Annotated in this window: 23 protein-coding genes; 8 read left to right on the top strand and 15 right to left on the bottom strand. The window is 71.6% G+C overall.

What is annotated here, in order from left to right; genetic code table 11:
* Positions 1 to 74 precede the first annotated feature (74 nt).
* Together ACFYQQ_RS38175 and ACFYQQ_RS38170 are read right to left on the bottom strand one after the other, a co-directional pair.
* Complete coding sequence (locus tag ACFYQQ_RS38175) at positions 75 to 899, bottom strand: pectate lyase (protein WP_355793230.1); 825 nt, start codon at positions 897 to 899, stop codon at positions 75 to 77.
* Between the two features lie 282 nt (positions 900 to 1181).
* Positions 1182 to 1619 carry a peptidoglycan-binding protein gene (locus ACFYQQ_RS38170; RefSeq protein ID WP_356173895.1) on the bottom strand — a complete coding sequence of 146 codons (438 nt, stop codon included), beginning with the start codon at positions 1617 to 1619 and terminating at the stop codon, positions 1182 to 1184.
* A gap of 1936 nt (positions 1620 to 3555) precedes the next feature.
* On the opposite strand from ACFYQQ_RS38170, the gene ACFYQQ_RS38165 reads away from it, so the two are divergent.
* Positions 3556 to 6015 carry a polysaccharide lyase 8 family protein gene (locus ACFYQQ_RS38165; RefSeq protein WP_355790632.1) on the top strand — a complete coding sequence of 820 codons (2460 nt, stop codon included), beginning with the start codon at positions 3556 to 3558 and terminating at the stop codon, positions 6013 to 6015.
* Between the two features lie 43 nt (positions 6016 to 6058).
* Here the strand turns inward: ACFYQQ_RS38165 and ACFYQQ_RS38160 are convergent, their stop codons facing one another.
* The 6 genes from ACFYQQ_RS38160 to ACFYQQ_RS38135 form a co-directional block, all read right to left on the bottom strand.
* Positions 6059 to 7582, bottom strand: coding sequence for an HAD-IA family hydrolase (locus tag ACFYQQ_RS38160; RefSeq protein ID WP_356173889.1), 1524 nt, complete (start codon positions 7580 to 7582; stop codon positions 6059 to 6061).
* A gap of 59 nt (positions 7583 to 7641) precedes the next feature.
* Complete coding sequence (locus ACFYQQ_RS38155; protein ID WP_388907139.1) at positions 7642 to 8619, bottom strand: hydroxyacid dehydrogenase; 978 nt, start codon at positions 8617 to 8619, stop codon at positions 7642 to 7644.
* A gap of 80 nt (positions 8620 to 8699) precedes the next feature.
* Positions 8700 to 9620, bottom strand: a complete 921-nt coding sequence (locus ACFYQQ_RS38150; protein WP_388907112.1) for a carbohydrate ABC transporter permease — start codon at positions 9618 to 9620, stop codon at positions 8700 to 8702.
* A complete protein-coding gene (locus ACFYQQ_RS38145) occupies positions 9617 to 10588 on the bottom strand; it encodes a sugar ABC transporter permease (RefSeq protein WP_355788908.1) in 972 nt (323 codons plus the stop codon). The genes ACFYQQ_RS38150 and ACFYQQ_RS38145 overlap by 4 nt, the downstream gene beginning before the upstream one ends.
* 118 nt (positions 10589 to 10706) lie before the next feature.
* Positions 10707 to 12017, bottom strand: coding sequence for a sugar ABC transporter substrate-binding protein (locus ACFYQQ_RS38140; protein ID WP_356173886.1), 1311 nt, complete (start codon positions 12015 to 12017; stop codon positions 10707 to 10709).
* Between the two features lie 118 nt (positions 12018 to 12135).
* A complete protein-coding gene (locus ACFYQQ_RS38135) occupies positions 12136 to 13224 on the bottom strand; it encodes a substrate-binding domain-containing protein (protein WP_355785786.1) in 1089 nt (362 codons plus the stop codon).
* 483 nt (positions 13225 to 13707) lie between these two features.
* On the opposite strand from ACFYQQ_RS38135, the gene ACFYQQ_RS38130 reads away from it, so the two are divergent.
* The 4 genes from ACFYQQ_RS38130 to ACFYQQ_RS38115 all read left to right on the top strand — a co-directional run bounded on the left by ACFYQQ_RS38130 (position 13708) and on the right by ACFYQQ_RS38115 (position 17047).
* The gene (locus ACFYQQ_RS38130) at positions 13708 to 14271 is read left to right on the top strand and encodes a hypothetical protein (protein WP_355785783.1); all 564 of its coding nucleotides are present in this window, start codon (positions 13708 to 13710) and stop codon (positions 14269 to 14271) included.
* Positions 14272 to 14307: 36 nt separating this feature from the next.
* On the top strand, positions 14308 to 14994 hold the full coding sequence (locus ACFYQQ_RS38125) for an HAD-IA family hydrolase (RefSeq protein WP_355785780.1): 687 nt from the start codon (positions 14308 to 14310) through the stop codon (positions 14992 to 14994).
* Positions 14995 to 15253: 259 nt separating this feature from the next.
* On the top strand, positions 15254 to 16255 hold the full coding sequence (locus ACFYQQ_RS38120) for a TIGR01777 family oxidoreductase (protein WP_355785777.1): 1002 nt from the start codon (positions 15254 to 15256) through the stop codon (positions 16253 to 16255).
* 72 nt (positions 16256 to 16327) lie between these two features.
* Positions 16328 to 17047 carry a DinB family protein gene (locus tag ACFYQQ_RS38115; protein ID WP_355785774.1) on the top strand — a complete coding sequence of 240 codons (720 nt, stop codon included), beginning with the start codon at positions 16328 to 16330 and terminating at the stop codon, positions 17045 to 17047.
* Positions 17048 to 17116: 69 nt separating this feature from the next.
* Here the strand turns inward: ACFYQQ_RS38115 and ACFYQQ_RS38110 are convergent, their stop codons facing one another.
* Positions 17117 to 17341 carry a hypothetical protein gene (locus ACFYQQ_RS38110; RefSeq protein ID WP_355785772.1) on the bottom strand — a complete coding sequence of 75 codons (225 nt, stop codon included), beginning with the start codon at positions 17339 to 17341 and terminating at the stop codon, positions 17117 to 17119.
* A gap of 262 nt (positions 17342 to 17603) precedes the next feature.
* Between ACFYQQ_RS38110 and ACFYQQ_RS38105 the strand changes: the two genes are divergently transcribed.
* Positions 17604 to 17732, top strand: a complete 129-nt coding sequence (locus tag ACFYQQ_RS38105) for a hypothetical protein (RefSeq protein ID WP_355785767.1) — start codon at positions 17604 to 17606, stop codon at positions 17730 to 17732.
* 60 nt (positions 17733 to 17792) lie between these two features.
* Here the strand turns inward: ACFYQQ_RS38105 and ACFYQQ_RS38100 are convergent, their stop codons facing one another.
* The 4 genes from ACFYQQ_RS38100 to ACFYQQ_RS38085 form a co-directional block, all read right to left on the bottom strand.
* Positions 17793 to 18266: a hypothetical protein gene (locus tag ACFYQQ_RS38100; protein WP_355785764.1), complete on the bottom strand. Its 474-nt coding sequence runs from the start codon at positions 18264 to 18266 to the stop codon at positions 17793 to 17795.
* Between the two features lie 134 nt (positions 18267 to 18400).
* The gene (locus ACFYQQ_RS38095; protein ID WP_388907103.1) at positions 18401 to 19399 is read right to left on the bottom strand and encodes a YdcF family protein; all 999 of its coding nucleotides are present in this window, start codon (positions 19397 to 19399) and stop codon (positions 18401 to 18403) included.
* A gap of 353 nt (positions 19400 to 19752) precedes the next feature.
* Entirely contained in the window at positions 19753 to 20487 is a 735-nt protein-coding gene (locus tag ACFYQQ_RS38090; protein WP_355790726.1) for a D-Ala-D-Ala carboxypeptidase family metallohydrolase, read from the bottom strand.
* 365 nt (positions 20488 to 20852) lie between these two features.
* A complete protein-coding gene (locus tag ACFYQQ_RS38085; RefSeq protein ID WP_355790723.1) occupies positions 20853 to 21731 on the bottom strand; it encodes a helix-turn-helix domain-containing protein in 879 nt (292 codons plus the stop codon).
* Between the two features lie 231 nt (positions 21732 to 21962).
* Between ACFYQQ_RS38085 and ACFYQQ_RS38080 the strand changes: the two genes are divergently transcribed.
* Both ACFYQQ_RS38080 and ACFYQQ_RS38075 read left to right on the top strand, forming a co-directional pair.
* A complete protein-coding gene (locus tag ACFYQQ_RS38080; protein ID WP_355790720.1) occupies positions 21963 to 22892 on the top strand; it encodes an alpha/beta hydrolase in 930 nt (309 codons plus the stop codon).
* Positions 22893 to 23061: 169 nt separating this feature from the next.
* The gene (locus ACFYQQ_RS38075) at positions 23062 to 24309 is read left to right on the top strand and encodes a hypothetical protein (RefSeq protein ID WP_388907098.1); all 1248 of its coding nucleotides are present in this window, start codon (positions 23062 to 23064) and stop codon (positions 24307 to 24309) included.
* 19 nt (positions 24310 to 24328) lie between these two features.
* Here ACFYQQ_RS38075 and ACFYQQ_RS38070 read toward each other — a convergent pair whose 3' ends face one another.
* Together ACFYQQ_RS38070 and ACFYQQ_RS38065 are read right to left on the bottom strand one after the other, a co-directional pair.
* The gene (locus tag ACFYQQ_RS38070; protein ID WP_355793958.1) at positions 24329 to 25033 is read right to left on the bottom strand and encodes a DNA alkylation repair protein; all 705 of its coding nucleotides are present in this window, start codon (positions 25031 to 25033) and stop codon (positions 24329 to 24331) included.
* 151 nt (positions 25034 to 25184) lie between these two features.
* Positions 25185 to 25910 (bottom strand): GAF and ANTAR domain-containing protein, encoded by a 726-nt coding sequence (locus ACFYQQ_RS38065; protein ID WP_355793960.1) that lies wholly within the window; start codon positions 25908 to 25910, stop codon positions 25185 to 25187.
* Positions 25911 to 25989: the final 79 nt, after the last annotated feature.

Here is a 25989-nt window from a genome sequence, read left to right as displayed (position 1 = left end):
TCGACAGGGCCGAAGGCGCTCGGCGTCCGGCGGACCCTCGGAAGGGCGGGTCCACCGGCCGCCGGGACGCCGGATCAGCTGTAGGTGATGTCGGACGCCGTGTACTTGCAGTAGGTGCCGTCGGGACCGCTGCCGGTCTCGGTGGGCTCGGCTCCGGTGTTGTTGCCCGTGTACCGGATGCACGGCTTGATCTTCTTGCTGCTGTCGCCGTGGATGCGGATCTTCGACAGGGTCGCCGTGTCACCGTAGTTGGTGTTGATGCCGACGACGGACTTGCCCGGCGCGGTCACGTCCACGTCGCTGACCACGATCGTGCGCTTGTACTGCGTGGAGCAGTTGCCGCAGGAGCGGACCAGCTTGCCGAAGTTCGAGACCTGGAACCCGGTCACGGTCAGCTTGCCGGCGCCGTTGAACTGGAACACCTTGTCCGACGCGGACTTGGCGCCCCCGCCGGTCACGGTGTACGTGGCCGAGGACGACTTGCCCTTGAAGGTGGCGGCGTCCTCGCCGACGTCCTCCCACCAGACGTTCTGCAGCGTGCAGGTGCCGGCGCAGTGGATGCCGTCGGCCGCCGGGGCGCCGATGACGACGTTCTTGAGGACCGCTCCGTCCGCCAGGTTGAACAGCGGGTCCTGGCCCTCGTCCTGGCCGCCGTCGCCGAGGTCACCGCTGCCGTAGAAGCGCTGCAGGCCGCCGTCGTATGTGCCGGAGACCGCCTTCGTCGCGGTGACGGGCACGCTCCTCGTCGGGGTCGGCCAGGCCGCCGCCGCGTCTGCCGTGCCGGCCATGCCGCTCACGAGGAAGGTGCTGCCGGTCAGCCCGAGGGCGGCCAGTGTGCCGAGAAGGGCGCGGCGCCGAGTGGGGCGACGCCGGCTGTGCGGGCGTGCTGATGAGGTCATGTCCCGATTCCTTCTGCGTGGGGGATTCAGTGCCATGAACCGCGTACGGCATGTTGAACGTTGGATGCGTGCGAGCGTGAAGCACAGGCGCCGAGAGGTGTTCCGAGGCCGAACTACCCCTGTTCGCCGGGGTAAAGCGGCCGAGTGCCGTACGCGGGGTGACTCCTGCGGGTCACGTCGCTGAACGGGAAGGTATGGGGAAAGCGCTTTCTAGTCAACGAGTCGCGCAGAACGCATCCGGCCAACTCGCGCGGTGCGGACAGGCGTTGGGAGCCCCTGGGGTTACCCCGCGGCGGGCGTGGTCCGGGCCTCCAGGTCGTGGCGGGTGTCGTCGCCGTAGACGCCGGTCTCGTCGCCGCGAATGCCGTACCAGAGCTGGAAGCGGGCCACGGCCGCGGTGAGGACGGCATCGTAGGTGCCGTCGGTCGACCCGCCCACGTACACGTCCGGAAGACGCAGCAGGCGCTTCTGCAGCTCCACCACCGCCGGGCCGCTGTCCCCCTCCCGGAGGGTGCCCGCGCCGTCCGGGTCGGCCTCTCCCGGCGGCACTCCGTCGGCGGCCTCCACCGGAGCACCCGCGGGCGTGGTCGGCCGGTCCGCTCGGGCGGCGTCGTCACCGGGCAGGAGCATGGCCACGGTGAACCCGAGCACCGCCGCCGCGACGACCGCGGTGCCGATGGCGGCGCGGCGCAGGACCGGACCGTCCACGGGCCGCCGCATGCGTCGGCGCCTCGCGGCCCTCTCCACGGCCCGCCGGCCCGCCGCTCCCTCGGCTCCCTCGGCTCCCTCCGTGGCCCTGCCGACCGCCCGCTTGCCGGTACCGCGACCTGCCGTCAGCCGTCTCACGGACGAGCCCACGGCCTCTGCCTCAGCCCCCTGTCCCGCCGCCGCCCGCCGACGAGGGCTTCGCCTTCTGCCTGCCGCGCTCCCCGCCGTGCCGGCCGCGCCTTCCGGGGTGACGTCACCCTCGGCGGCAGTGCGTCCAGTGGTTGGGCGTCGGGCGTCGGCGCGGCTGGTGGCCGGATCCGCGCCGCCCGAAGCGGGTTGCCTGCCCATCCGGGGCGGAGGTAGTTCCCGCTTCACGGCGTCCGGGGTGGGCGACGCCGGGGGCGCTGAGGGCCTGGCGTTGAACTCGTACTTCTCGTCGGGTGTGGGGGTGAGGTCGGAGGTGGGGGTGGGGTCGGGGGCGGGGTCGGCCATGCCACCTGCGTCAGGGGTGGGACCCAGGTGGGGAGGGTGCGCGGGGGCCGCGTCGCCATGCGGACCGGCTGAGGTCGGCGGGTACTTCGGGGCGGGCGCATAAGCGGGGTTGCCCACGAGGTCCGGAGCAGGCGCGTGCTCCGGGGGCGACGGATAACCGGAGTCGAGCGAAGCGTCCTCGGCGGGCGGGCTCGCGGGGGTCGGCGCGTACTCCGGAACGGGCGCGTACTCCGCGGCGGAGGGCGCGTGCTGCGGGGCCGGTGGGTAGCCGGAGTCCGGCACGAGGTCCGGACCGGGCAAGTGTTCAGGGCCCGGCGGGCGCGCGGTCGGGGGCGGGTACTGCCGGTGCGGGTACTGCGGGTGCGGGTACTGCGGGTGCGGGTACTGCGGGTGCGGCGGGTCGAAGGCGGACGCGGGATCGGGGTCCGGTGCGGGGCGGTGACCCAGGTATGGCGGCTCGGAGCCGGAGCCGGAGCCGGAGGCCGAGGCTGGACGTGACGCAGGTCCGTCGTCCGAATGCGGCGGGTCGGAGGCTGACGCAGGATCAGGCACGGGCCCGTCGTCCGAGTACGGCGGCTCGAAGACGAGCGCGGGATCGGGCACAGGCCCGTCGTCCAAGGACCGCGCCCCGGAGGCGGGCGAGGAACCGAACCGAGACCCCTCATCCGAGTGCAGCACGTCGCCCGAGTGCAGCGCGTCGACGGCGGGCGCGGGATCGCGCACAGGCCCGTCGTCCGAGTACAGCGGGTCCAAGGCAGGGGCTGCGCGATCCGGCACACGCCCGTCATCCAAGTACTGCGGATCAAAGGCCGAGGCGGCGGGATCGGACACACGCCCGTCATCCGGGTACAGCCGCTCGAAGTCCGACGCAGGATCAAGCACAGGCTCGTCGTCCGAGTACGGCGGCACGAAGACGGACGCGCGATCGGGCACAGGCCCGTCGTCCAAGGACCGCGACACGAAGGCGGGCGAAGAACCGAACCCAGGCCCCTCATCCGAGTGCAGCGCGTCGAAGGCGGGCGCGGGATCGGGCACAGGCCCGTCGTTTAAGTACGGCGAGGCAAAGGCGGGCGCGGGATCCGGCGCAGGCCCGTCATCTCGGGCAGGCCCGACGTCTCCTGCGGGCCCGTCGTCCGGGGGCGTCGGGCGGCGGGCGGCCTCCTTCTCCCGTACCTGTCTCAGCAGGTCCGCCAGAGAATCCGACGTACGCCCGCGCTCGACATGCGTGGGCTCGATCGCCGGGTGCTCCGGCCGCGGGCCGGGCTCGGGCGGTGTCGACACACTGCTCTCCTTCCACGGACGCGGTCTCCCGGCATCCCCGAGCAGTGATACGTGGCGGGCGGGCGCCGGGTTCACCGCGGGCGCCACCGACCACACCGCTCTTCAATCGATCGATACGCTCACTTCGGCTGGAGTTATTGAGCGTTTGAACAATTCCGTGCTAGAAAACGCGCTCATGACGACTCGATGGTCACGCCGTGGTTTCCTCGCCGCGAGCGGCGGCACCGCACTCGCTCTGGGCAGCACCGTCGGCGCCGCCGGCGCCGCCGGTGCCGCCGTCCCGTCCGCCACCGACACGACCGAGGCCGCGGACGAGTTCGCGACCCTGCGCGCGACCTGGCGCACCCTCCTTCTCGGCGAGGGGTTCTCCCCCACCGCCGAGCCCTTCAAGAGCAGGCTCTCCGAACTCGGCACCACCGCCGCGCAGTTGCGTTCCTCGATGGCGCCCGCCACCGGCTCCCTGTGGCCCGACCTGGTGTACGCGGACCCCGAACCCGACACCGACCAGGAGTCGTACGGCTACTCGGGGAACCTCAACGCCAGTTACACCAGACTGAGCACGCTCGCCCAGGCCTACTGCCAGCAGGGCACGGGCCTGACCGGCGACACGGGGCTGAGGGACGCCGTCCTCACGGGCCTCGACCATCTCTACTCCGAGGCCTACAACGAGAACCGGACCCGCTACGGGAACTGGTACAGCTGGCAGATCGGCGCCCCGCAGGCACTGCTGGACGTCTGCGTGCTGATGTACGACCAGTTGCCGGCGGCGCGGATCGCCGCCTATCTGAGGGCGGTCGACCACTTCGTGCCCGACTCGGCCGTGGCGACGTACACCGGTACGAGCACGGGTGCCAACCGGGTCGACCTCTGCCGCGTGCTGGCGCTGCGGGGCGTCGTGGGCGCCGAGGCGGCCAAGATCGCCCTGGCCCGGGACGCGCTCTCGCCGGTCTTCCCGTACGTGACGAGCGGCGACGGACTCTACAAGGACGGTTCGTTCGTCCAGCACACCTCCGTCCCGTACACAGGCTCCTACGGGTCGGTCATGCTCGGCGGACTCGGCATGCTCTTCAGCCTGCTCGCCGGTTCCACCTGGGAAGTCACCGATCCCGGCCGGCAGATCGTCTTCGACGCGGTGGAGAACGCGTGGGCGCCCTTCCTCCACAACGGGCTCGTCATGGACGGCGTGTCCGGGCGGGCGGTCAGCCGGGGCCTGTCCGCGTCCGACGCCAAGCGGATCCAGCAGGACGACCACGTGCGCGGGCACGCGATCCTCGCCTCGATCGTGCTCCTCGGGCAGGGCGCGGACAGCACCCGGAACGCGCAATGGCGGGGCCTGGTGAAGGGCTGGATGCAACGTGACTACTACAGCCCGCCGCTCGATGATCCCGCGCTCGGGCTCACCGGCCTGGCCCGGCTCAAGGGCGTCGCGGACGACACCTCGGTGTCCGCGATCGCCGAGCCGACGGGGCACCGGCTGTTCACCGACATGGCCCGCGCCACGCACCGCCGCCCCGGCTGGACCGCGTCCATCAGCATGGCCGACCGCCGGATCACGCACTACGAGACGGGCAACGGCGAAAACCTGCGCGGCTGGCACACCGGTTCCGGAATGCTCTACTGGTGGGGCGACACCTTCGGCAACGGGCAGTACAGCGACGCCTTCTGGCCCACCGTCGACCCCTACCGGCTGCCCGGCGTCACGGCCTCGCGCAGAGTGCTCGCGGACGCGGCGGGCGGCGACTGGGGAGCGTCCCGGCCGGACGTGAACTGGGTCGGCGGCGCCACAGACGGCCAACGGGCCGCCGTCGGACAGTACTTGAAGGGCCTCGGCAGCACCCTGATGGCGAAGAAGTCGTGGTTCTTCCTGGACGACGCGATCGTCTGTCTCGGCGCGGGCATCAAGTGCACCGACGGGACGGCCGTGGAGTCGACGGTGGACAACCGCAACCTCGGCCCCACCGGCGGCGCGCCCTACCAGGCCGACGGCGTCACCAAGCCGTCCGGCTACCCCTGGTCGGAGACGCTCACCGGCGTCCGGTGGGCGCACCTCGGCGGCCACGGCGGCTATGTCTTCCCCGGCGGAGCGACCGTCAAGGCGCTGCGCGAGGGTCGGGACGGCAGGTGGAGCGACATCAACAAGGGCGGCTCCACCACGGTCCTGAACCGCAAGTACCTCACCATGTACGTCGACCACGGTACGAACCCGACCGGCGGCTCGTACGCCCACCTGCTCATGCCGGGCGCCACCGCGGCCCAGACCCAGGCGCGTGCCGCCGCGGCCAACTGGCTGACTCTGCTGGCCAATTCGGACGACCAGCAGGGGGTCGGCGTGCCGTCGCTCGGCTTCACCGGGGTCAACTTCTGGTTCGGCGGGACGGTGGGACCTCTCACCGCGAGCGCCCCGTGCTCCGTGATGATCAGCGAGAGGAGCGACGGGACGGCGGTCGTCTGCGTCAGCGATCCGATGCGCGCGCAGACCGGTCTCACCCTCACCTGGAACCGGGCGGTCTCCGCGGTGACGTCCAAGCCGTCCACCGTCACCTCGGCGACCACCGGCTCCGCTCTGCGGCTGACCTTCGGCGACCTCGGCGCCACGGCCGGCGTCACGCAGCGGATCACCGTCAAGCTCGCCTGACCGACGGTCCCCCGAAGGAGCGCCCGGCGCCGCCCCGGCCGGGTCAGGTTCCGGGGCGGTCGTGCGGGTCTCCAGGCGCCCCCTCCGACGCCTGGAGACCCGCGGTCCACAGGTCGTGCACGCCGATCCCGGCCAGGCCGGAGCGCACAGTGCGCCGCGGCCCCGGTGCGATCGGCGTGTACGACGGCACGGCGAGCACCCGGCAGCCCGCGGCCTCGGCGGCGGCCACCCCGGCCGGGCTGTCCTCGACGGCGAGACAGGCCGCGGGGTCGACACCGAGCGCCCGGGCCGCCGCGAGATAGGGATCGGCGGCGGGCTTGGTCCGGGGTGTCTCACCGGCCGCCACCGTCGTCCGGAATCGCTCCGCGCCCAGCACCTTGAGCACGCTGTCCACCACGGGACGCGGGGACGCCGACACCAGGGCCGCCGGGATTCCCAAGTCCGCCAGCAGGTCAAGTAGTTCGGCCGCACCTGGCAAGGGGGTCGCCTGCGCCCGCACCGCGGTCAGGAAGGCCGCGTCGAGTTCCGCGGCGAGCGTGTGCGTGTCGTGCCCCGTCACCCGGTGCAGATGGGAGGCGGTGTCCTGGACCGCGCGGCCCAGGACGTGGGGCAGGTCGTCGTCCCCGAGTTCGTGACCGAGGCGGGCGGCGCTCTCGCGTACCGTCCGCAGCCACAGCGACTCGGTGTCGACCAGCGTCCCGTCCATGTCGACGAGCACCGCGTGCGGGGCGGCCGCGAAGGGTCGCCCGTCGAGCGTCCAGTGCCGGTCCGCGAGCCGCCCCACGGACGCGAACACCTGGGCGGCGACGTCGGTATGACGCACCGTCGGCGGCGGCGCGGAGATACCGGGGCCTGCTGCGGCGAGCCAGGCGGTGCGCTCCTCGGGCGAACGGCCGCCGTGGCCACCCGCGTCGACGTGCCCGTGGTCGGTGACGACGAGGAAGGTCCACCGCTCGGCGTCGTACGACGGGCGGGAGCGCACCGCCGCCAGCAGCCGGCCGAGCCGTTCGTCGGCGCGCAACACGGAGGTCTCGTACGCCTCCCCGCAGCCGAGGAAGTGGGCGGTCTCGTCGGGTGCGCCGAGGTAGACGAACGAGGCCTCCACGTCGTCACCGGCGAGGACCCGCGCCGCCTCCTCGGTGATCCGCTCGTCGCACTCCTCCCAGGCCTCCGGGGTGTCGGCCGCGGGGGCGACGTACGCGGTCCTGGAGGGGGCGCGGAAGAGCGGGCCGCCGTCGCGCGCCTGCATCAGCGGCCGCCAGCCGGCCGCGACGAACGTACGGCGGCCGTCCTGTTCGGTGAGGCGGGTCGCGAAGTCCGGGAAGACGTCGAGCCGGTGGCCGCTGAAGTCGTTGCTCCACACGCCGTGCTTCGCGGCGCTCACACCGGTCACGACGGTCGCCCAGCACGGGCCCGACATGGTCGGCGTGCGGTCGTCCACCTCGACGGGCGCGAGGAAACCGGCGGCCGCGAGCGTGTCGAGGTGCGGGGTGCGCAGGCGGCGCAGCACGTCGAGGCGGACGCCGTCGATGCCGACGACGAGGACGCGGTGGACGGCGGCGGGCATGAAGGGGTCCTTTCGGTACGGCGGTCGCGGGGAGTACGGGGCCGGGCTCGGGCGGGTGTTCAGGCCGAGCGGCTCAGGTCGTCCGGGCCGACCGCGTGGGCGAACGGGAGCCCCTGGGCGTAGCGCCGGACCTCGTCGACGGCCCAATCGGCCATCCGTCCAAGCTCGTTGCCCAGGGAGCCCGCGATGTGCGGGGTGAGCAGCACGTTGGGCAGTGTGTACAGCGGCGAGCCGGCGGGCGGCACCTCGGGTTCGGTGACGTCGAGCACCGCGTGGATGCGGCCGGTGAGCAGGTGCTCGGTGAGCGCGTCGGTGTCGACGAGGGAACCGCGGGCGGTGTTGACGAGGGTGGCGCCGTCCCGCAGGAGCGCGATGCGGCGGGCGTCGAACATGTGCCGTGTCTCGGGGAGTTCGGGGGCGTGGATGGACACGACGTGGCTGCGCCGGACGAGCGTGTCGAGGTCGACGGGTTCCACGCCCAGTGCCCGGGCCTGTGCGGGGTCCAGGTACGGGTCGTGCAGCAGGACGTCGAGGTCGAGGGGGCGGAGCAGTTCGACTAGGCGGCGTCCGATGCGGGAGGCGCCGACGACACCGACCGTGCGCCGGTAGTTGCCGTGTCCGGTGAAGTGGGGCAGCAGCGCGGGCTGTGCGCGTACGTCGGCGTAGGTGCGGGCCATGTCGAGGACCCGCTTGTTGGCGAACAGGATGGCGGCGAGGGTGAATTCGGCGACGGGCAGGGCGTTCGCCGCCGCCGCGGAGGAGACGGTGATGCCCCGCTTCCAGACGGCTTCGGTGACATGGTGCTTGACGGAGCCCGCGGCGTGGACGACGGCACGCAGCCGCGGCATGCGGCCCAGCGCCTCCTCGGTCAGCAGGGGCGCTCCCCAGTGGGTGAACAGGACCTCCAGCTGTGCCAGTTCGCTGTCGTCGACGGTGCCGAAGTCGGTGATGTGGGCGGCGGGGTCGACCTCTGCGACGGTGCGCAGCCGGTCGAGCGCGCCCTCCGCCCGCAGGGAGCCGTGGACCTCGCGGCCCATGGCGAGAGCGGTGCGCGGCCGTCGTTCCCGGGTCGCCGGCTCGGGGCCGGTCAGGAGGGTCTCTTCCGGTACGAGCATGGTCACTTCACCGCGCCGGCGGTCAGGCCCGAGCGCCAGAAGCGCTGGAGGCAGACGAAAGCGACGATCAGCGGGACGACGGCGACGAGGGAGCCGGTGATGACGAGCGAGTAGTACTCGGGCTGCTGCTGCGTGACGCTGTTCCACATGAACAGGCCGAGGTTGACGGGGTAGAGCTTCTCGTCGTTCAGCATGACGAGGGCACCGAAGAAGTTGTTCCAGCTGGCGGTGAACGAGAACAGGAAGATGGTCATGAAGCCGGGCGCGAGCATCGGCAGCGCGATGCCGCCGAAGGTGCGCAGTTCACCGGCGCCGTCGACGCGCGCGGCCTCCAGCACCTCGCCGGGTACGTACCCCTCGGAGAACACCCGGGCGAGGTACACCCCGAACGGGTTGACCAGGGCGGGCAGCAGCAGCGCCCAGTAGGTGTTGACGACTCCGGCCTTGGTGGCGAGGAGGTACATCGGCAGCTGGATCACGGTGGTGGGGACCAGGACCCCGCCGAGGACCAGGCCGAACAGCTTCTCCTTGCCCTTGAAGTCGTACTTGTCGAAGGCGTAGCCGGTGGCGATGCACAGGAACGTGGAGGCGGCCGAACCGACCACGGAGTACAGGATGCTGTTGCCGAACCAGCGGAGGTAGATGCCGTCGTTGAAGGTGAAGACGCGGTGCAGATTGCCGAACAGGTTGAACTCTCCGAGGGAGAACCCTGAGGTGCCGAACAGGTCGCGGTTGTTCTTGGTGGCGGCGAAGAGCAGCCAGCTCACCGGCATGAGTGTGTAGAACGCCGCGACGACGAGGACGCCGTTCACGACTCCTTTGGAGAGCAGGGCGTGGGGCGAGGTGCGGCGGCGGGCGGCCGGGGCGGCCTCGGGGCCGGTCTGCGCGCGGGGGGCGCCCGTGGTTCGGATGAGGGTGCTCATGACGCCGCCTTCCACCGGTTGCCGAGCCGGGTGACGATGTAGGAGAGGACGACGCCCAGCAGGGCGAGGATCAGGGACGCGGCGGCGGCCAGCCCGTAGTCGTGCTGCACGAAGCCCGCCTTCCAGATGAACAGGGTGGGCGACCATTCAGTGTCGATGGAGGGTGCTCCGCGCTGGTTGAGGAGCTTGGGCTCGGTGAAGATCTGGATGGCGCCGACGCAGGTGAACAGAACGGTCATGACGACCGCGGAAGCGATCATGGGGACCTTGATGCGCAGTGCCGTCCGGACGGCGCCCGCTCCGTCCACGACGGCCGCCTCGATCACTTCGCGCGGAACGGCCTGGAGCGCGGCGTAGAAGATGACCATGTTGTAGCCGATCCACTGCCAGGCGCACAGGTTGACCATGGACGACAGCACGTGGTCATTGCTGTAGAAGTTCCAGGAACCGCCGAGCGCGCCGATCCACTCCAGTACCGGGCTCAGTCCGGGGGTGTACAGGTAGATCCAGATGATCGAGGCGATCAGCCCGGGGATGGCGTGCGGCAGGAACAGCGCGAGCTGGAAGAACCGTTTGGCCCGTGCCAGCGCCGAGTCGACCAGCAGGGCGAGGAGCAGCGACCCGCCGATCATCACCGGGATGTACAGGGCGCAGTAGAGCCCGATGTGCGCGAAGGAGTCCCGGAAGCCGGCGTCGGACAGTGCCCGGGTGTAGTTGCCGAATCCGGAGAACACCCGCTCGGTGCCGCCGAAGCCGAGTCCGGAGGAGTGTTCCTGGAACAGGCTCATCCACACGGCGTAGCCGATGGGCGCGACCATGACGGCACCGAACAGCACGAAGAACGGTGTGATGAACAGGGCCGCGGCCCGGCGCTGGGTGCGCCGCAGCCGTACGGAGCCCAGCGGCTTCACCGCACCCGGCGGTCTGGTCTTCGGTGGGCTCACGGGCTGGAGGACGGGTGCTGCCACAGTGGGACTCCTTGGCGGGCTGGGCGCTACGGGGAGACGGCGGAGGAAAGGGGGATCCGGCCGCGGCCGGTGTCCGGGTGCCTGCCGGACACCGGGGACGACGGCCGGATCCGCCGGGTCACTCGGCGAGCTTCAGCCCGCGCTCCTCGATGCCCGATTCGGCCTTCCGCTGGCCCGCCTCCACGCCGGAGGTGAAGCCGGACTTCGCCGCCGCGTCCTGCACCGCGGTGTACACGTCCATCTGGTTGGGGCCCCAGGTCCAGCCGGGGACGATGGTGTCGACCTGCTCGGAGGCCAGCTTGTAGAGGTCCTGGCCGTTCAGGTACGAGGTGTCGAACTTGGCGGCGGCGACGGTGCGCAGCGCCGGGTTCGCGGGCAGCGCGCTGCTCGGCGACTCGAGGTCGGCGAGGCGCGCCTCGACGCCCGCCTTGCTCGTGGTGAGCCACTCGATGAACTCGGTGGCCGCCTCGGCGTGCTTGCTGCCCTTGAGGACGCCGTAGGAGGTGCCGCCGTAGTTGCCGGTGGCGGCGGTGCCCCAGTTGGGCAGTGGCGCGACGGCCCACTTGCCCTTGAGGTCGGGCATGGCGGTCTTCATGCCGCCGGCGGACCAGGAGGCGCCGAGGAAGGAGAGCGTCTTGCCGGTGGCGCGAGCCTTGGTCTCCTCGGGGCTGTAGCCGGTGAAGGACTGCACGAGGTCCTTCTCGGCGAGGCCGTCCCAGTAGGCGGCGACCTTCTTGGTGGCGGCGTCGTCGACGCCGGGCTTCCAGGCGTCGCCCTCGGTGGCGAACCACTTGCCGCCGGCCTGCCAGGACAGGGCGGCCAGCAGGGCCGGGTCCGACTTGGGCATCGAGGCCAGCCGGACGTTCTTGTCCTTCTTCTTCACCTTCGCGGCGGCGGCCTCGAACTGGTCCCAGGTGGCGGGGACTTCGATGCCGTACTTCTTGAACAGGTCGGTGCGGTAGTAGTAGAGCTGCGGCGCGACGTCGTAGGGGACGGTCCAGGTCTTCCCGCCGAAGGTCACGAGGCTCTGGAGCGACTCGGGGAACTTCGTCTTGACCGTTTCTCCGGCGTACTCGGTCAGATCGATCAGATTGCCCTGGCTCGCGAACTCCGGAACCATCTGGTACTCGATGGTCGCCACGTCGGGCGCGTTGCCCGCCTTCACCGCGTTGGAGAGCTTGCTGTAGCCCTCCGTCGAGCTGGGTATCTCGGTGAACCTGACCTTGATGTCCTTGTGCGTCCGGTTGAACGCCTCGACGGTCGACTTGGCTCCGAGCGTCCAGGTCCAGTAGTCGATGGTGACCGGCTTGCCGTCCGACGCGGCGTCGGTCGAGCCGTCGCCGCCGCAGGCGGTGGCGAGCAGGCCCAGAGCGGCGACGGCGGCGGTGGCGGCAAGGCGGGTGCGGAACGAACGTGAAGTGCGCGGCATGGCACGGCTCCTACGAGACCTCGTACGGGAAGAGGCGGATGCAGGACATCTTTTGCGCGCACACGATCAGAGTCAAGAGCGTTCGACCACAACAATCAAAACGATCACACAACGCTCATCAAGCGGAGGTGCCACCACCGCAGGACGAGCGCACCCTCAACTCCGGGAGCAGTTCGATGTGTTGACGCGGCCCGGGCCCGCGCCCTGCACGACGTTCGGCGAGCCGCTGGAGCAGCAGCCCCGCCGCCAGCTCCCCCACCGCGCGCGTGGGCGGGGCGACGGCGGTGAGCGGGACGTCCGCGAGGGCGGCCACCTCGTCGTCGTACGCGATCAGCGCGAGGTCGCCGGGCACGCTGATGCCGGCCGCCTGCAGCTTCGGCACCAGCACGATGGCGTCCTCGTCGCTGTGGATCAGCGCTGCGGTGACGCCGCGCTTGCGGACCGCCTCGGTGAGGTAGTCGAGGGTTGCCTCGTAGTCGCCGTGTTCACGTGTCGCGGGGGCGCCGGTGTCACCCTCCAGGCCCAGGGACCGCACCGCCGCCAGATAGCCCGCGGAGATCTGATCGGCGTGCGGGCCCTCCTGGAGCACGGCGGTGACCCGGCGGTGGCCCAGCGCGGCGAAATGACCGACGGCGACGGCGGCACCGTGGGCGCGGTCCGTGCGCACCCGGTCCAGATCCGCCGCGGGGTTGCCGGCCGGCGCCGAACGCTCCACCAGGACCGTCGGCACCTCGCAGTCGAGCAGCCACTTCTCCTGACCACCGACGGGCACTCCCCCGAACCAGCTCGGGGCGACGAGCAGCGCCTCCGCACCGCCCGCGACCAGGTGTTCCGCCTGCACGGGGTCCTCGGAGTCGACGTAGCCGGTCATGCCGAGGACCAGCCGCCCGCCGTGCGCGGCGACGACCTCGCGAACCCCTCGGACAATGTCCGCGAAGATGTGCTTGGTGGTCGGCACGATCATGCCGATCACGGCGCCCTCGGCGGACTCCCGGCGGGGCTGGGGCTCGGCGGCCGCGTCGCCCGGCCAGACCACCGCTCCGTGCAGCCGGTGCACCCGGCCCTGCGCGGCGAGCGCCTCCACGTCACGCCGCAAGGTCACCGCGGACACCCCGAGTTCGGCCGCGAGGTCGGCGACCCGCAGGCTGCCGCGCTCCCGGACGAGTTCGAGCACCCGCTCATGGCGCTGGTCGACGTGCAGTCGCATGGGCTCCCCCTGGAGCAAGGCCGGACGGACGAACGAGGAGACGCGAGGCGTGATCCCGTGTGCTCACTGTACGCCCACACGTCGTATCGATCGTTTGCGTTCAATATGTTCACGGAGGCGTGTGGCCTGCGCACCTGGACCGGAAAGCGTCCCGGTCCCAGCCCGACGACGGACCGCACAGTCCACTTCGGAAGAGGCGCGGCATGCGCGGCGAGTTGACGGCCAAGGGGAGAGCGGCGCGGAACCGGGTCGTCGAGGGCGCCGCGGCGCTGCTGCGGGAGGGTGCGCAGCCGCTACGGGGGAGGTGTCGACATGCCGACACTGGACCTCGGCCCCTGCGCGGAGGCTGCGGTCCATGTGCGGAGGCTCCCGCAGCAAACGGCTGTCGCCTGGCCGTTTGCGCGCGAGGGCGCCGGCGGGGAGAGTGCCACCGGTGTGCGGGCCGCGAGGGCCGGAGCGTGCGACACGGCGGGGGACACAACGATGTGTGTACTGGACCTGGCGGCCAAGGAGGCCGAGGTCGCGAGGTATCTGCTCGCCCACCCGCGGGCCGAGGAGGCCGGGATCGGACATCCCGCACTCGGCGGCTGCGACGAGGTCGCCTGGTCCGACATCCCCGGATGCCCCGCCGAGATACCGGCGGTCCTGCGTGGACTGCTCCATCAGGAGGCCGCACCCGAGGCGGCGCGGGTCCTCACCAACGTGCTGATGGACAGCGTGTTCTCCCTCGGTGCGGCGATGCCGGCGGCCCTGCCGTTCCTGCTGCGCCTGGCGGCCGATCTGCGGGCCCCCGTTCGCGAGCGGAGGCTCGACATCCTGCTCGTCGCCGCCGAGTTGGCGCTGCCGGTCGACGCGGACGACGAGCGGGCGGTACGGCTCTTCGGGGGCGACGACGAACACCCGGAGCGGGCACAGTGCAGGGCGGTGTTCGCCGAGCACGCGGAGCTGCTGGCCACCCTGCCCGACGAACTCGTCGGGCCCGACGACCGGGCGTCCCTCCTGCGAGCCGCGGGCATGGTCCCGCGATCCGCGCGCGAGGATGATTGAGCGGACCTCCGTCGGGCCGCCTGGCATGATCACGGCGTGACCAGTGAGAATGTGCAGCCCGCCGTGCAGCCCGCCCCCGCGAGGTTCGTCCTCTTCGACGTCGACGGCACGTTGATCGACGCTCTGGACAACCAGCGCCGTGTCTGGGCGACTTGGGCTCTGCAACACGGATTGGACGTGGATGCCGTCCACCGGGTCGCACTGCGGACGCGCCCCATGGAGACCTTCGCACAGGTGGCCCCGGACCTGGATCCGGAGGAGTGCCTGGCGGCGCTGCACGCCCTTGAGGACGACGACGTCCGGTCCGGCGTCTACAGCGCTTTCGATGGTGCGTCCGACCTGCTGGGCGCGTTGCCGCCGGGATCGTGGGCGCTGGTGACCTCCAACTACGAACACCGGGTGCGCGGGCGCTTCACCCGGACCGGCCTGCCTGTCCCGGCCGTCATCGTGGACGCCGGCGCCGTGACGGAGGGCAAGCCGTCTCCCGTTCCCTACCTCACGGCCGCCGAGCGGCTGGGCGCCGACCCCGCGAACTGCCTGGTGATCGAGGACGCTCCGTCCGGAGTCGAGGCCGGGCTGAGGGCGGGCATGACGGTGTGGGGAGTGAACTCCGCGAGCGAAGTACCCGGCGTGCACCGCCACTTCGCCACGTTGCGGGAGGCGGCCCCGGACATCGTCGGGTTCGCGTCGGGGACTTGGCGGGAGGTTCCGGCGGCTCACTGAGCGCCGGTACCTGCGTGATGGCCCGAAGGCACTCACTCGGGGCAGCATCCGCACTCCCCGTATAGGGGCGTCCCGCAGCGCGGACATGCTGCCGACCTGCGCTTTCGAGAGCGGCAGCATCACCCGTCCCGATGTCCGACCGGGATGTCCTGTCCTGTATGGGCAGTGAAGGCGTCTCGGCATGCCGTCGCTCCGCACGACCCCCTTTTGAACACGTTCAACTTCCTGCACTACAGTGGACGCCAGAAGGGGGGTACCGATGAAGATCGTGATACCCGGGGGAACCGGGCAGGTGGGGACGGTTCTGAGGCGCGCCCTGAGCGCCGCCGGTCATGAGGTCCTGATTCTGACCAGGCGGCCGGTTCGTGAGGGCGAGCTCGCGTGGGACGGCGAGACGCTCGGCCCCTGGGCCGACGCCGTCGACGGCAGCGACGTCGTGATCAACCTGGCCGGCCGCAGCGTCAGTTGCCGCTACACACCGGTCAATCTGAAGGCCATGATGGACTCGCGGGTCAACTCCGCCCGGGTGGTGGGCGAGGCGATCGCAGCGGCGGCCCGGCCACCTCGGGTGTGGCTCCAGATGAGTACCGCCACCATCTACGCACACCGCTACGACGCGCCCAACGACGAGGCCACCGGCGTGCTCGGCGGCGCCGAACCCGACGTACCGGGGTACTGGGCGTACAGCGTCGACATCGCCAAGGCGTGGGAACGGGCGCAGGATGAGGCACGCACCCCGCACACCCGGAAGGTCGCCCTGCGTTCCGCCATGGTGATGAGTCCTGATCGCGGCGGCGTCTTCGACGTCCTGCTGTGGCTCGCGCGGCTCGGGCTCGGCGGTCCGGTCGCGGGCGGGGCGCAGTACGTGTCGTGGATCCACGAGCGTGATTTCGTCCGTGCCGTCGAGTTCCTGATCGACCGGGAGGACCTCGACGGGCCGGTGAACCTCGCGGCACCGAATCCGGTGCCCCAGCGGGAGTTCATGCGTGACCTGCGGGCCGCCCGGGGCGTGCCGGCAGGTCTGCCCGCGACGAAGGCCATGGCCGAGCTCGGCGCCTTCGTCCTGCGCTCGGACACCGAACTCCTGTTGAAGAGCCGCCGCGTCGTCCCCGGCCGCCTTTTGGCCGAGGGCTTCGCCTTCGAACACGCGCTGTGGCCGGACGCCGCCCGCGAGCTCGTACGACGCGGGCGCGACCTCACCCCGCGTGGGCGCGACGAACGCCGCCGTGGGCCGGACGCCCCCATGGCCAGGGCGAGTTAATCGTTCGCGCCCCAGGACGTCAGGCGCTACGTTCCGCGTGTTCGCGGCGCGGTACGAGACGAGGAGCCAGGCATGGAGATCGACGGCGTACGGACCGATCGTCTGGGGTTGTTGCTCGACCAGTTCGACCGCGCCCGGGAGATGGCGGAGGTAAGGCTGGCGGGGCTCGGTGACGAGGAGTACCTGTGGGAGCCGGTGCCAGGCTGCTGGTCGGTCCGGCCCCGGAGCGAGGCGACGACGCCCAGGGCGTTCGGGCCTGGTGAGTGGGTGCTCGACCTGGGCGCTGCCGACATCCCGGCGAACGAGTACGCGGAGGTCGCCCGGCAGGCCGCCGGCGGCATGAGCGTCGCCAAGATCGCCGAGGACTGGAGCGTCAGCGTCGAGCGGGTCGAGCAGATCCTCGCGCACACCGGCGAACCGGAACCCGACGAGACGCCGATCACGACGATCGCGTGGCGGCTGGGGCATCTGCACTTCCACTTCGCCGGCGGGTGGGAGTGGACGTTCGGTGAGCGGCGGCAGGAGCCGAAGCTGGGCGTCGATTTCAGTCCGTCCGCCGCGGTGGCACTCGATCGGTTCTGGACGGTGATCGACCGCTGGCGCGAGAGCGTCGGTTCCGTCACCGAGGAGCAGTTGGACACGGTCGGCTTCTCGCAGTACCCGTACGGGTCGGACCCCGACGACCCCTACATCTCGGTGCTGTCGGGGGCCAACCTCGAATTCATCCACCACATGGCGGAGATCGCCCTGCTCCGCGACCTGTACCGCTCCCGCTTCACTGCTTCCAAGTAGGTGACGCGGCCGGCCCGGGCGGCCCGGATCCACTGAGCGCCCGGCCCCGGGAAGAGCCGGGAACTCTCTTCAGCCGGCCTGGGCGGCTCTCGGGCGGGCTCTCCACTCGCGGCGCAGGATGAAGGCCCGCAGGACCGCTATGGCGAGGAACGCGACGCCGAAGGCGGCTCGCTGCCACTCTCCGACGACGACGAACCAGTACAGGGCGAGGCCCGCGAAGAACAGGCAGACGCCGATGATCAGCGGCTCGCGGATGTAGAAGGGCAGGACGCGGAGAATCAAGTTGATCAACATCGGGCCAGTCGAGCAGGTGCGTACCTTTCACGCAGTGGTGGAGGCCACAGTTCCGGAAGGAGGGCACCCGAGTTCGAGCCCCTATCCGGCGCCCGCTCCCGGAAACGGGAGTTCGTCGTAGCGGTTCGCGGGCAAGGGGACTGGGCGAGGGGAGGCGCGTATGCCGCAGCGGTCGAGTTCTGAGAATGTGCCGTCCTGGGCCAGGCCGGGTGCCAGTTGGGGTCCGTGGGTCTTCTGGCCCTTGCTCGTCTTGAGCATCGCCATGTTGGTCTACCGCGTGGCCGAGGGTGCCCGCGGGGCGGCGATCGCGGTGACGGCTTGTCAGGTCGTCGTCTTCGCCGCGCTGTTGGCGAGCAATTACGCCGCGCGGCGCAGGCAGCGGAGGCTCTGACGGAGTGTGCGGCCTGCGTGACCGGCTGCTCCGCCCCGTCCTCCGGCGCGCGATCGTCGGTCAGTCCCAGGAGTTGAACAGCACGCCGCCCAGAGTGGTGATGCCGTAGGAACGGATTTGGCGCCACTCCCCCTGGGTCAGGACCGAGGTGTCGACGTCCGAAAGAGGCCGGGTGAGTTCCGCCGGACCGAGCAGTTCGAACCCGAGGTGAGCGAAGGCGTCGGCCCAGGGTGGCGGCGGGACGAACTCCTCGGTGTACCAGTCCCGGCGTTCGCGGGCGAACGCGATCCAGGGGTGGTGGGCGTGACACAAAATGACGGACTCTGCTGCCCCGACGACGGTCGCCGTGTGGAACGTGCGCGGGTATCCCTGCTTCTCCACTTCACCCACCTTGCCTCCGGCGGCGCGGGCGGCCGTGTGAAGCGCGGTGCGGAATTTCGCGAGGTCGGTCTCGGGAAGCGGGCCGGTCCCCGGGTGGCGGAAGCCCGTCGCTCCGCGCGGAACGGTGAAGCCGGCGTTCTCGTCGTCGGTCATGTCCTCATCCTGCATGTGTGCTGCCAGGTGCTGCCGACGGTGCTGCGGGGTCCTGCCCCGTGTTGCCGCGTGCTGTCGACCGGAGCCTGTCTTTGCCCGTGCAAGGATCCCCTGCGAGGTGTGCGGCCGGCGCTTCAGTGCGCGAAGACCGCCGTCGCCACAGGCACTGCCAGCAGCAGACTGAGTCCGATCAGAGGGAGGCGGTCCAGCCACAGGACGGCGGCGAATTCGCGCAGTGTCGCTGCCAGCCAGTAGGCGGGCGAGGTCGGCGCGCCCACGACGTGCACGGGCACGCCGACGCGGCGGGCCAGCAGGGTCGTGCGGTAGACGTGGAAGCCGCTGGTGACCACCGTGGCACGGTGGCCGGGAGTGGTGCCGTCCACGAGGGCCGCGCTGAAGCGCAGGTTCTGCCCGGTGTTGACGGAGCGGTCTTCCCGCGCGATCCGGTCGGCGGGCACTCCGCGTCCGCGCAGGTAGTCGGCCATCGCGTCCGCCTCGGAGCGGACCTCGTCGTCGCCTTGGCCGCCCGAGACGACGAACACCATACGAGGCGTGTCCGGTGCGCGGGTGGCGTCGATCGCGAGGGCGCGCTCCAGCCTGCGGGCCAGCAGCGGGCCGGGCCGGCCGCCGTCGAGCCCGGCGCCCAGGACGACGACATGGGTGGTTTCCGGCAGGGGGGCGCTGCGGCCCCGGAGGAACACGTAGCCGGCGAAGACGAGGAAGAGCAGAGTGAGGTATCCCGCGGCCGCGTTGACCGCGACCACGAAGGCACCGAACGCCTCGCCGCCGACCGTGTGGAAGACCGCGTCGAGGCCGAGCACCGCCAGCACCGCGCAGCCGGCGCCCCCCGTTGCCAGCAGGGCCGCCTGCGGGCCGTAGCGCCGGACCAGGAGGACGCCGTCGGCCAGCAGCAGCAGGCCCAGCGCGAGCGCCAGGAGCAGGGCGGCGACCGCGAGTACGGTCGCGACGGCCGGGTGGGCCGGCGCACTGCGAGCGGCCACGCCGAGTCCGGCAGAGGTCACCGCCAGGCAGAACAGGACGGCGGTGGAGAACCGGTGCGGTGCCAGCAGAGCGTTGACGACGCCACCCGCGGCGAACACGACCGCGGCGAGGTACTCCGGGTACTCCGGCATGTGCCGCACCGCTCCGCTCTCCCGCCCGGCGGGCCGCTGCCCGTACCCGCCCGTTTTCGCGCCGCCCGCGGGTCCCCGGACCCGTGCACTACGGGGACCTGCTACGTACGGCCGCCGACCATCCTCCCAGATCCGGTGTAGTGCCCCGAACCCGGGCGGGTGGTGGTGAGTTCGACGGAACCGGCATGTCGTGCCGGTGGTGGTGCCGCCCGGCCGGACGTGGACCGCGCGGTTTGTGAGCGCCGGTGATCAGCAGGGCACCGCGGGCGGTTGTGTGGCGGCCGACGGCGGCACGCGGTTGTACCGGGAAGCCTCGTTCACGGGCACCGCGTCCGCCGGCACCGACGACGCGCTCAGATGCCGCAGGTAGGGGCGGACCAGTACGGGGAAGGGTCGAGTGCGACATGGGTGTGGTCGTTGTGATCGGGGTAGCCCGGACCGAGGATCTCCGAGAAGCCGTGCGTGCGGGCCTGCTGGGCGAGGCGGCAGAGGGTGGGAGCACCGGTCAGGTCGGCGGCGTCGCCGTACAGGTGGCGGCTGGTGGACGAACCACCGACGGCACTGTTGCAGGCGTAGGAGCGGAAGCCACTGGAGATGGTGAGCGGGACGTCCCCGAGCGCGTGACGCATCGCCTCCAGTTTCCACATGGTCTTCAGCGCGTTCGCCTTGGCGGTGGCCGCTGGGACGGCACCGCCCGACCAGTCGGAGTTGCAGCGGTTGAGTTCGGCGTAGGTGAAGTGGACCGGCGTGCAGTCCGCGTCCTGCAGCGCGTAGAGCTTGCTGAAGGTCGCCGGCCCCGCGACCCCGTCGGCGGCGAGGCCGTACGCGGACTGGAACGCGCGCACGGCGGCGGCCGTACGGGCGCCGTACTGGCCGTCGTAGGAGAGGCGCTTTCCGGACGTCACCCAGCCCGCGACCCGGATCTGCAACTGGGTGACGTCGCTGCCGGAGGCGCCCTGGGAAAGGGTGCGGCTCCAGGTGTAACACTCGTCGGCGTGTGCGGTGCCGGCGGTGGCGCCCAGGCCGACCATCACGCCTGACGCGAGCATGACAATCACGGTGACGAGGCGTGCGAACCCTCTGAACATCCAGACCTCCGGGGTCGTCGGTGCGGCCACCGCTCTCGTGACGGCCGTCGACCCCAGCCTGAGCCCAAGTACTACGCGCGTCAACGGTGCGGCCTCTGTCAGGCGGCGCGCGCTTCACGTGGCACGCCGGCCACATCAGCAGGGCGTCGCCCACCACCTCGCCGGGATCCTCATCTGGACCCGGCACTGACCCAAGAGACAGAACCTCGGGCCCGGCGGCATCGTCAACCCGGCCTCCCCTGCGCCTCGTTCAGCGTGGATCACGGTCGCCGGGTCCATCGCCTCGGCATGCGCCGGCCGGCCGCCCCGACGCGTGCCGCGAGACCGTCGTACCGTCTCGACACGCGCCGTGGGCCCCGTGCCGGTCACCGCTTCGCGTCGTCCGCCCGGTCGGTGCTCGGTTGTGCGGTCGTCCACGACGTGAGGATGCGCAGGGCATCGTGGGAGGGGCTGCCTGGTTCGGCGGTCAGGACCATCAGGCGCTGACCGGAACCGTCGGGGCTCGCCCAGGTGTCGCAGTCCAGAGTCAGGTCGCCCACCAACTGGTGGTGGTAGTGCTTGGTGCCGTAACTGGCGCTGTTGACACGGTGTTCGGCCCACCAGGTGCGGAAGTCGGGGTCCTGGAGGGACAGTTCGCCGACGAGCTGGGCGAGGTCGGGGTCGTCTGGGTCGGCCGCCGCCTCCATGCGCAGCGCGGCGACGGCCTCCCGGTCGTCGTGCGCCCAGTCCTGGTGCAGCCGGCGGACCACGGGATCCGTGAACAGCAGCCGGACGTAGTTGCGCCGGTGGGCCGGGATGGCGGCGAAGTCGGTGTAGAGGGCCACGGCGGCGGGGTTCCAGGCGAGGACGTGCAGGCGTCTGCCGAGGACGAGCGCGGGGGTCTGGGTGAGCTGGTCGAGCAGGCGCCGCATGGCGGGACGCACGCGTTGGGCGGGCCGGCGGCGGCGTGGCCGGGCGTCGGTCCGGCCGGCGAGTTCGTAGAGGTACACCTGCTGGTCGTCGTCGAGGCGCAGGGCGCGGGCCAGGGTGTCGAGCACGGACGCGGAGGCCCGGACGCGGCCCTGTTCCAGGCGGGTGTAGTAGTCGACGCTGATCGCGGCGACCTGGGCGACCTCCTCCCGGCGCAGTCCGGCGACCTTGCGGGCGGAGTCCGCCTCGGGAAGGCCGCACTCCTGAGGTGTCAGCTGGGCCCGGCGGGCCTTGAGAAAGGCACCCAGCGCGCGGGAGTCGGGGTCTGCGGTCATGTTCTCCAGTGTCGTTCCGCGACGACGATCACGGCACCTGCGTGAGGGGGCAAGTTCCTTCCCAGGCAGAAACCTGGCTCTCCCGCCCGTCGGCGGGCTGACGCAACGTAGACGTGTGCCCGGCAGGAAGCGGACCTCGGGTCCACCGCGCCGAGGCGTCACAACACAGGATCCGCGTCATCCACGTGATCCGCGTCATCCACCTCAGTCACGTCCTACGGAGAGTCCCCCATGTCCCAGACCACCGTCACCTTCGACAGCGCCGGAATCCCGCTGGCCGCCCACCTCTACACGCCCGACACCCCGACGTCGGGTCCGTGGCCGGCGCTCGTGGTCGGTCACCCCGGCACGGGCGTCAAGGAGCAGACCTCCGGCACGTACGCACGCCTGATGGCCGAGCGCGGTTTCGTCACCCTCGCGTTCGACGCCGCCCACCAGGGCGAGTCGGGCGGCCTCCCGCGGGGCCTGGAGGACCCCGCCCAGCGCGTGGAGGACTTCAAGGCCGCCGTCTCCTACCTCACCACTCTCGAGGTGGTCGACGCCGACCGCATCGGCCTCCTGGGCATCTGCGCCTCCGGCGGCTACTCGCTGGCCGCGGCCGGCGGCGACCACCGCGTCAGGGCCGTGGCCACCGTGTCCACCGCCGAGCCCGCCCGCCAGTTCCGTCTCGGTGCCGACGGCACCCAGGACCCGTCCGTCTTCCAGACCCTGCTGGACGCGGCAGCCGCGGCCCGCAGCGCCGCCGCCCGCGGCGAGGACCCCGGTGCGATGACCATGTTCCCCGAGACCGCCGAGCAGGCGTACGCGCTCGGGGGCCGGCACGGAGAGGAGGGCTTCGAGTACTACTGCACCTCGCGCGGCCGGCACGAGCGCTCCGCGAAGAGCCTGGCCTGGGAGAGCATCGACAGGATGGCCTTCCACGACGCCTTCGCCGCCGTCCCGCTGATCGGCCCCCGTCCCGTCCTCCAGGTCATCGGCGAGCGCGCCGTCACCGCCTGGATGGCCGCCGAGGCCCACCAGCGTGCGACCGGGCCCGCGGAGATCCACTGGATCACGGGCGCCAGCCACGTCGACCTCTACGACAAGAAGGAGTACATCGACCCGGCCGTCGACAAGCTCACCGACTTCTACACCACGCACCTCACCGCCGCTCCGGCGTGACCTCGCCCCGCGCGGAACCTCAGCCCTCGGATTCCGCGTCCTCTCCCGGGCGGCGACCGTCGTCCCGGTGCTCGCGGCGCATCGCGCGGCGGAGGGGCCCCCGACCTGGACATGGGTCCGAGGTGGGAGAGGATGGCGGCCGGCGGGGATGCGGCGAGGGGGAGCGATCATGCGCAGGTCTGCGGGATGCCGGTCCGGGGGTATCGGACACCGGGGCGCGGCGGTCGCCGCGGCCGTACTGGCGGGGGTCCTCACCGCCGCGGGCTGCGCCACGGACTCCGGGCCTCACGGGTCCCCCACCACCCGGTCCGGCGGCGACAAGCCTCCCTCCGGGGTGGCGAAGGACGCCCTCACCTGGGAGTTCCAGCACATCGCCGACTTCAACGGCAAGCTGACCGACGTGGCCGCCCTGGCCAAGGACGACATATGGGCGGTCGGGAGCGAGAACGACGGGTCGTCACCCGCGTTCCTGCTGCACTACGACGGTACGAAGTGGACGCGTGAGCCGCTTCCCGAGGCGCTCGGTGCCGGTGTGTATCCGCCGGCGCTCGAGGAGGTCGGCGACGAGACCCTGTGGCTGCGGCCGCTGACCGTCGAGGACCCCGCCGCCGCGAACTCCTGGGCGCGGTGGGACGGCACCCGCTGGTCCGCCGTGCCCGACCCCCCGCCGGGCAACGTCGGGGAGCTCGAAGGCGACGACCCGGACGACATCTGGGCGCTGGCGGGCGAGCGGTCCGCCCAGCACTGGGACGGCACCCGCTGGACCACGACCCGGCTCCCCCACGACGCCTCCGACCTGGCGGTGGTCGGCCCCGCCGACGTCTGGGCGGTCGGCAGCCGTTCGACGGGGCCGGGCACCGAGCCCGGCGCCGGTGAGCGGTACAGCCAGCCCGCCTCGATGCACTGGGACGGCAGGTCCTGGACGTCGGTGGACACTCCGCAGGCCCGCTTCGAGGAACCCCTCCCGCCCGAGCCCGGCGCCGGCCTCGGCGACGTCTTCGCGCGCGCCGACGGCGAGGTGCGCGCCTACGGCACCAACAGCTTCAACCATGGGGAGATCGAGAACGAACCCGCGGACGAATTCCTCCAACTGCGCTGGGACGGCTCGAAGTGGGCCGAGGAGGAGCCGGCGCCCGGCGGGTGCGCCCAGCGGATCCCGAAGGCCGAGGACGACAAGGGCCTGTTCCTCGACGGCAACTGGTACCTGACCGACGACGGCCGGTGCGTGAAGATCGGGCGGCACCGCCTGCCCCTGTCGACCGGCGCCCGCAAGGAGTCGAACCAGTCGCTGTGGCTGGAGGAGGTCCACCGGATCCCGGGCACCGACGAATGGCTGGGCGCCGGGCTCGTCCAGGTCAACCAGAGCGGTGATCCCTTCTCCGCTCCCGTCGTCGTCCGTCTCCAGCGCGGCACCTGACACGCACCGAGCGGGGGCGCTATCGCGTCCTGACGAAGCGGGCCCGCGCGGCCGGTGTGAGGAGTTCGGTCGCGTACCGCACGGTGATCCGCGGCAGCTCGGAGGCGTGCCGGTCGAGGAAGTCCACCGTCAGCGGTTCATCGCGGCGGCCGATCTCCCGGAGCATCCACCCGGACGCCTTGTGGATCAGTGGCTCGGGGTCCCGGCGAAGCCTGAGGACGAGGCGGAGGGTCGAATCGAAGCGGCCGGACCGGATCAGCGCCAGTGTGGCCACCAAGGCGATCCTGCGGTCCCACAGCCACGCCGACCCGGCCAGTTCGTCCAGCACGTCCAGAGCCTCCGGCGGCCCGTCCACGAGCCACGGCCCCAGCACCACGTACGCGGAGCCGTCCACGAGGTCCCAGTTGTCCACGCGGCCGGTGTGTGCCAGGTAGAAGTCGACCAGGGGCTTCCGCTCGGCGCCCCGGGCGCGGCGTACCCGCTCGGCGAGGACCAGCAGACCCGTGAACCGCTCCTCGTGCACCCGGCCGCTCAGCAGGACGTCCACGTCCTCCAGCGACAACTCCCGGTACCTTCGCGCAAGTTCACGCATCAGCGGCACGCGTACGCCGAGCAGCTCGTCGTCGTCCGCCGGGGCGAGCACCCGCACCAGCTGCGCCCGCACCCCGACGTCCGCCCGCTCCCGCAACTCGGCCCGCAGTCGTTCCAGGGTGTCAGTGGTCATGCCGACGGACGGTATCGCCCGCGGCCCGTCCTCGCAGCCTGCCTGAGGTGGGTGTCGCACCCCGGCGGGTGCACCCTCCGGGGTGCGGGCGTCCTCGGAAGAAGGGGCGGGGCCCCGCTCCAACAAGTCCCCACATCTCACCGCCCGGCGATCACCCGCGCGGCCGGAACTCCGGCTCGGCCGGCGGTCCTCCGGTGACGTTGGTGATCAACTCGGCGCACAGGTCGCGGAGTTTGATGTTGCGGTGCTGGGAGGCGGACCTCAGGGTGTCGAAGGCCTCGGCCGCGGTGCAGCGGCGCTGGCCCATGATCACGCCCAGGGCCTGGTCGATGACGCTGCGGGACTGCATGGCGGTCTGGAGCTGTGCGGTGAACTCCTGCGTGTCCGCGAGGCGTTGGGCCACCGCGATGCCACCGGTGGCCTGGGCCGCCAGGAACCGCAGGGCGGTGAGGTCCTTGTCCGCGAACGCGTCGGGCGGGCCGCCGTACAGGTTGAGCGCGCCCGCGGTACGGGTGTGGGCGGCGATCGGCAGGGAGAGCGAGGAGCGGACCCCGCACGCGGCGGCGTAGGCGGGATAGTCACCCCAGCGGCTCTCCCGCAGCATGTCGACGACCGCGACCTCCTCGCCGGTGCGCAGCGCCTGAAGACAGGGGCCGTCGTCCCGGCCGTACTGCTTCTCGTCCAGCTTGGGCGCCGCGGGGCCCGCGCTCACCACCGTGACGGGCTTGCCGTCGCCCTCCACGGTCACCCCGACGCCCTCTCCCTCCGACAGCTCCAGGGCGGTCTCGGCCAGCGCCTGGAGGAACTCCTCCAGGGTGTCGGTGTCCAGCAGCCACTGCGTGATGTCCCTGCTGCCGTACATGTCATCAGCGTTCATCATGTGTTCCTTCGCGCAAGGCCCGCGGCCCCTTCGATCGGCGTCGGCGCCACTGGGCCGACGGAGTCCGGCATCCGCA

Source organism: Streptomyces sp. NPDC005496, from assembly GCF_042872045.1.
Lineage (GTDB): Bacteria > Actinomycetota > Actinomycetes > Streptomycetales > Streptomycetaceae > Streptomyces.
Note: the sequence above shows the minus strand (reverse complement) of the source record. Positions and strands in the feature narration are given on the sequence as shown.

Bases quoted from the DNA above. Each gene is read 5' to 3' on its own strand.
- ACFYQQ_RS38175 (WP_355793230.1), bottom strand. From the start codon at position 899: ATGACCTCATCAGCACGCCCGCACAGCCGGCGTCGCCCCACTCGGCGC.
- ACFYQQ_RS38170 (WP_356173895.1), bottom strand. From the start codon at position 1,619: ATGCGGCGGCCCGTGGACGGTCCGGTCCTGCGCCGCGCCGCCATCGGC.
- ACFYQQ_RS38165 (WP_355790632.1), top strand. From the start codon at position 3,556: ATGACGACTCGATGGTCACGCCGTGGTTTCCTCGCCGCGAGCGGCGGC.
- ACFYQQ_RS38160 (WP_356173889.1), bottom strand. From the start codon at position 7,582: ATGCCCGCCGCCGTCCACCGCGTCCTCGTCGTCGGCATCGACGGCGTC.
- ACFYQQ_RS38155 (WP_388907139.1), bottom strand. From the start codon at position 8,619: ATGGGCCGCGAGGTCCACGGCTCCCTGCGGGCGGAGGGCGCGCTCGAC.
- ACFYQQ_RS38150 (WP_388907112.1), bottom strand. From the start codon at position 9,620: ATGAGCACCCTCATCCGAACCACGGGCGCCCCCCGCGCGCAGACCGGC.
- ACFYQQ_RS38140 (WP_356173886.1), bottom strand. From the start codon at position 12,017: ATGCCGCGCACTTCACGTTCGTTCCGCACCCGCCTTGCCGCCACCGCC.
- ACFYQQ_RS38135 (WP_355785786.1), bottom strand. From the start codon at position 13,224: ATGCGACTGCACGTCGACCAGCGCCATGAGCGGGTGCTCGAACTCGTC.
- ACFYQQ_RS38130 (WP_355785783.1), top strand. From the start codon at position 13,708: ATGTGTGTACTGGACCTGGCGGCCAAGGAGGCCGAGGTCGCGAGGTAT.
- ACFYQQ_RS38120 (WP_355785777.1), top strand. From the start codon at position 15,254: ATGAAGATCGTGATACCCGGGGGAACCGGGCAGGTGGGGACGGTTCTG.
- ACFYQQ_RS38115 (WP_355785774.1), top strand. From the start codon at position 16,328: ATGGAGATCGACGGCGTACGGACCGATCGTCTGGGGTTGTTGCTCGAC.
- ACFYQQ_RS38110 (WP_355785772.1), bottom strand. From the start codon at position 17,341: ATGTTGATCAACTTGATTCTCCGCGTCCTGCCCTTCTACATCCGCGAG.
- ACFYQQ_RS38105 (WP_355785767.1), top strand. From the start codon at position 17,604: ATGTTGGTCTACCGCGTGGCCGAGGGTGCCCGCGGGGCGGCGATCGCG.
- ACFYQQ_RS38100 (WP_355785764.1), bottom strand. From the start codon at position 18,266: ATGACCGACGACGAGAACGCCGGCTTCACCGTTCCGCGCGGAGCGACG.
- ACFYQQ_RS38095 (WP_388907103.1), bottom strand. From the start codon at position 19,399: ATGCCGGAGTACCCGGAGTACCTCGCCGCGGTCGTGTTCGCCGCGGGT.
- ACFYQQ_RS38090 (WP_355790726.1), bottom strand. From the start codon at position 20,487: ATGTTCAGAGGGTTCGCACGCCTCGTCACCGTGATTGTCATGCTCGCG.
- ACFYQQ_RS38085 (WP_355790723.1), bottom strand. From the start codon at position 21,731: ATGACCGCAGACCCCGACTCCCGCGCGCTGGGTGCCTTTCTCAAGGCC.
- ACFYQQ_RS38080 (WP_355790720.1), top strand. From the start codon at position 21,963: ATGTCCCAGACCACCGTCACCTTCGACAGCGCCGGAATCCCGCTGGCC.
- ACFYQQ_RS38075 (WP_388907098.1), top strand. From the start codon at position 23,062: ATGCGCAGGTCTGCGGGATGCCGGTCCGGGGGTATCGGACACCGGGGC.
- ACFYQQ_RS38070 (WP_355793958.1), bottom strand. From the start codon at position 25,033: ATGACCACTGACACCCTGGAACGACTGCGGGCCGAGTTGCGGGAGCGG.
- ACFYQQ_RS38065 (WP_355793960.1), bottom strand. From the start codon at position 25,910: ATGAACGCTGATGACATGTACGGCAGCAGGGACATCACGCAGTGGCTG.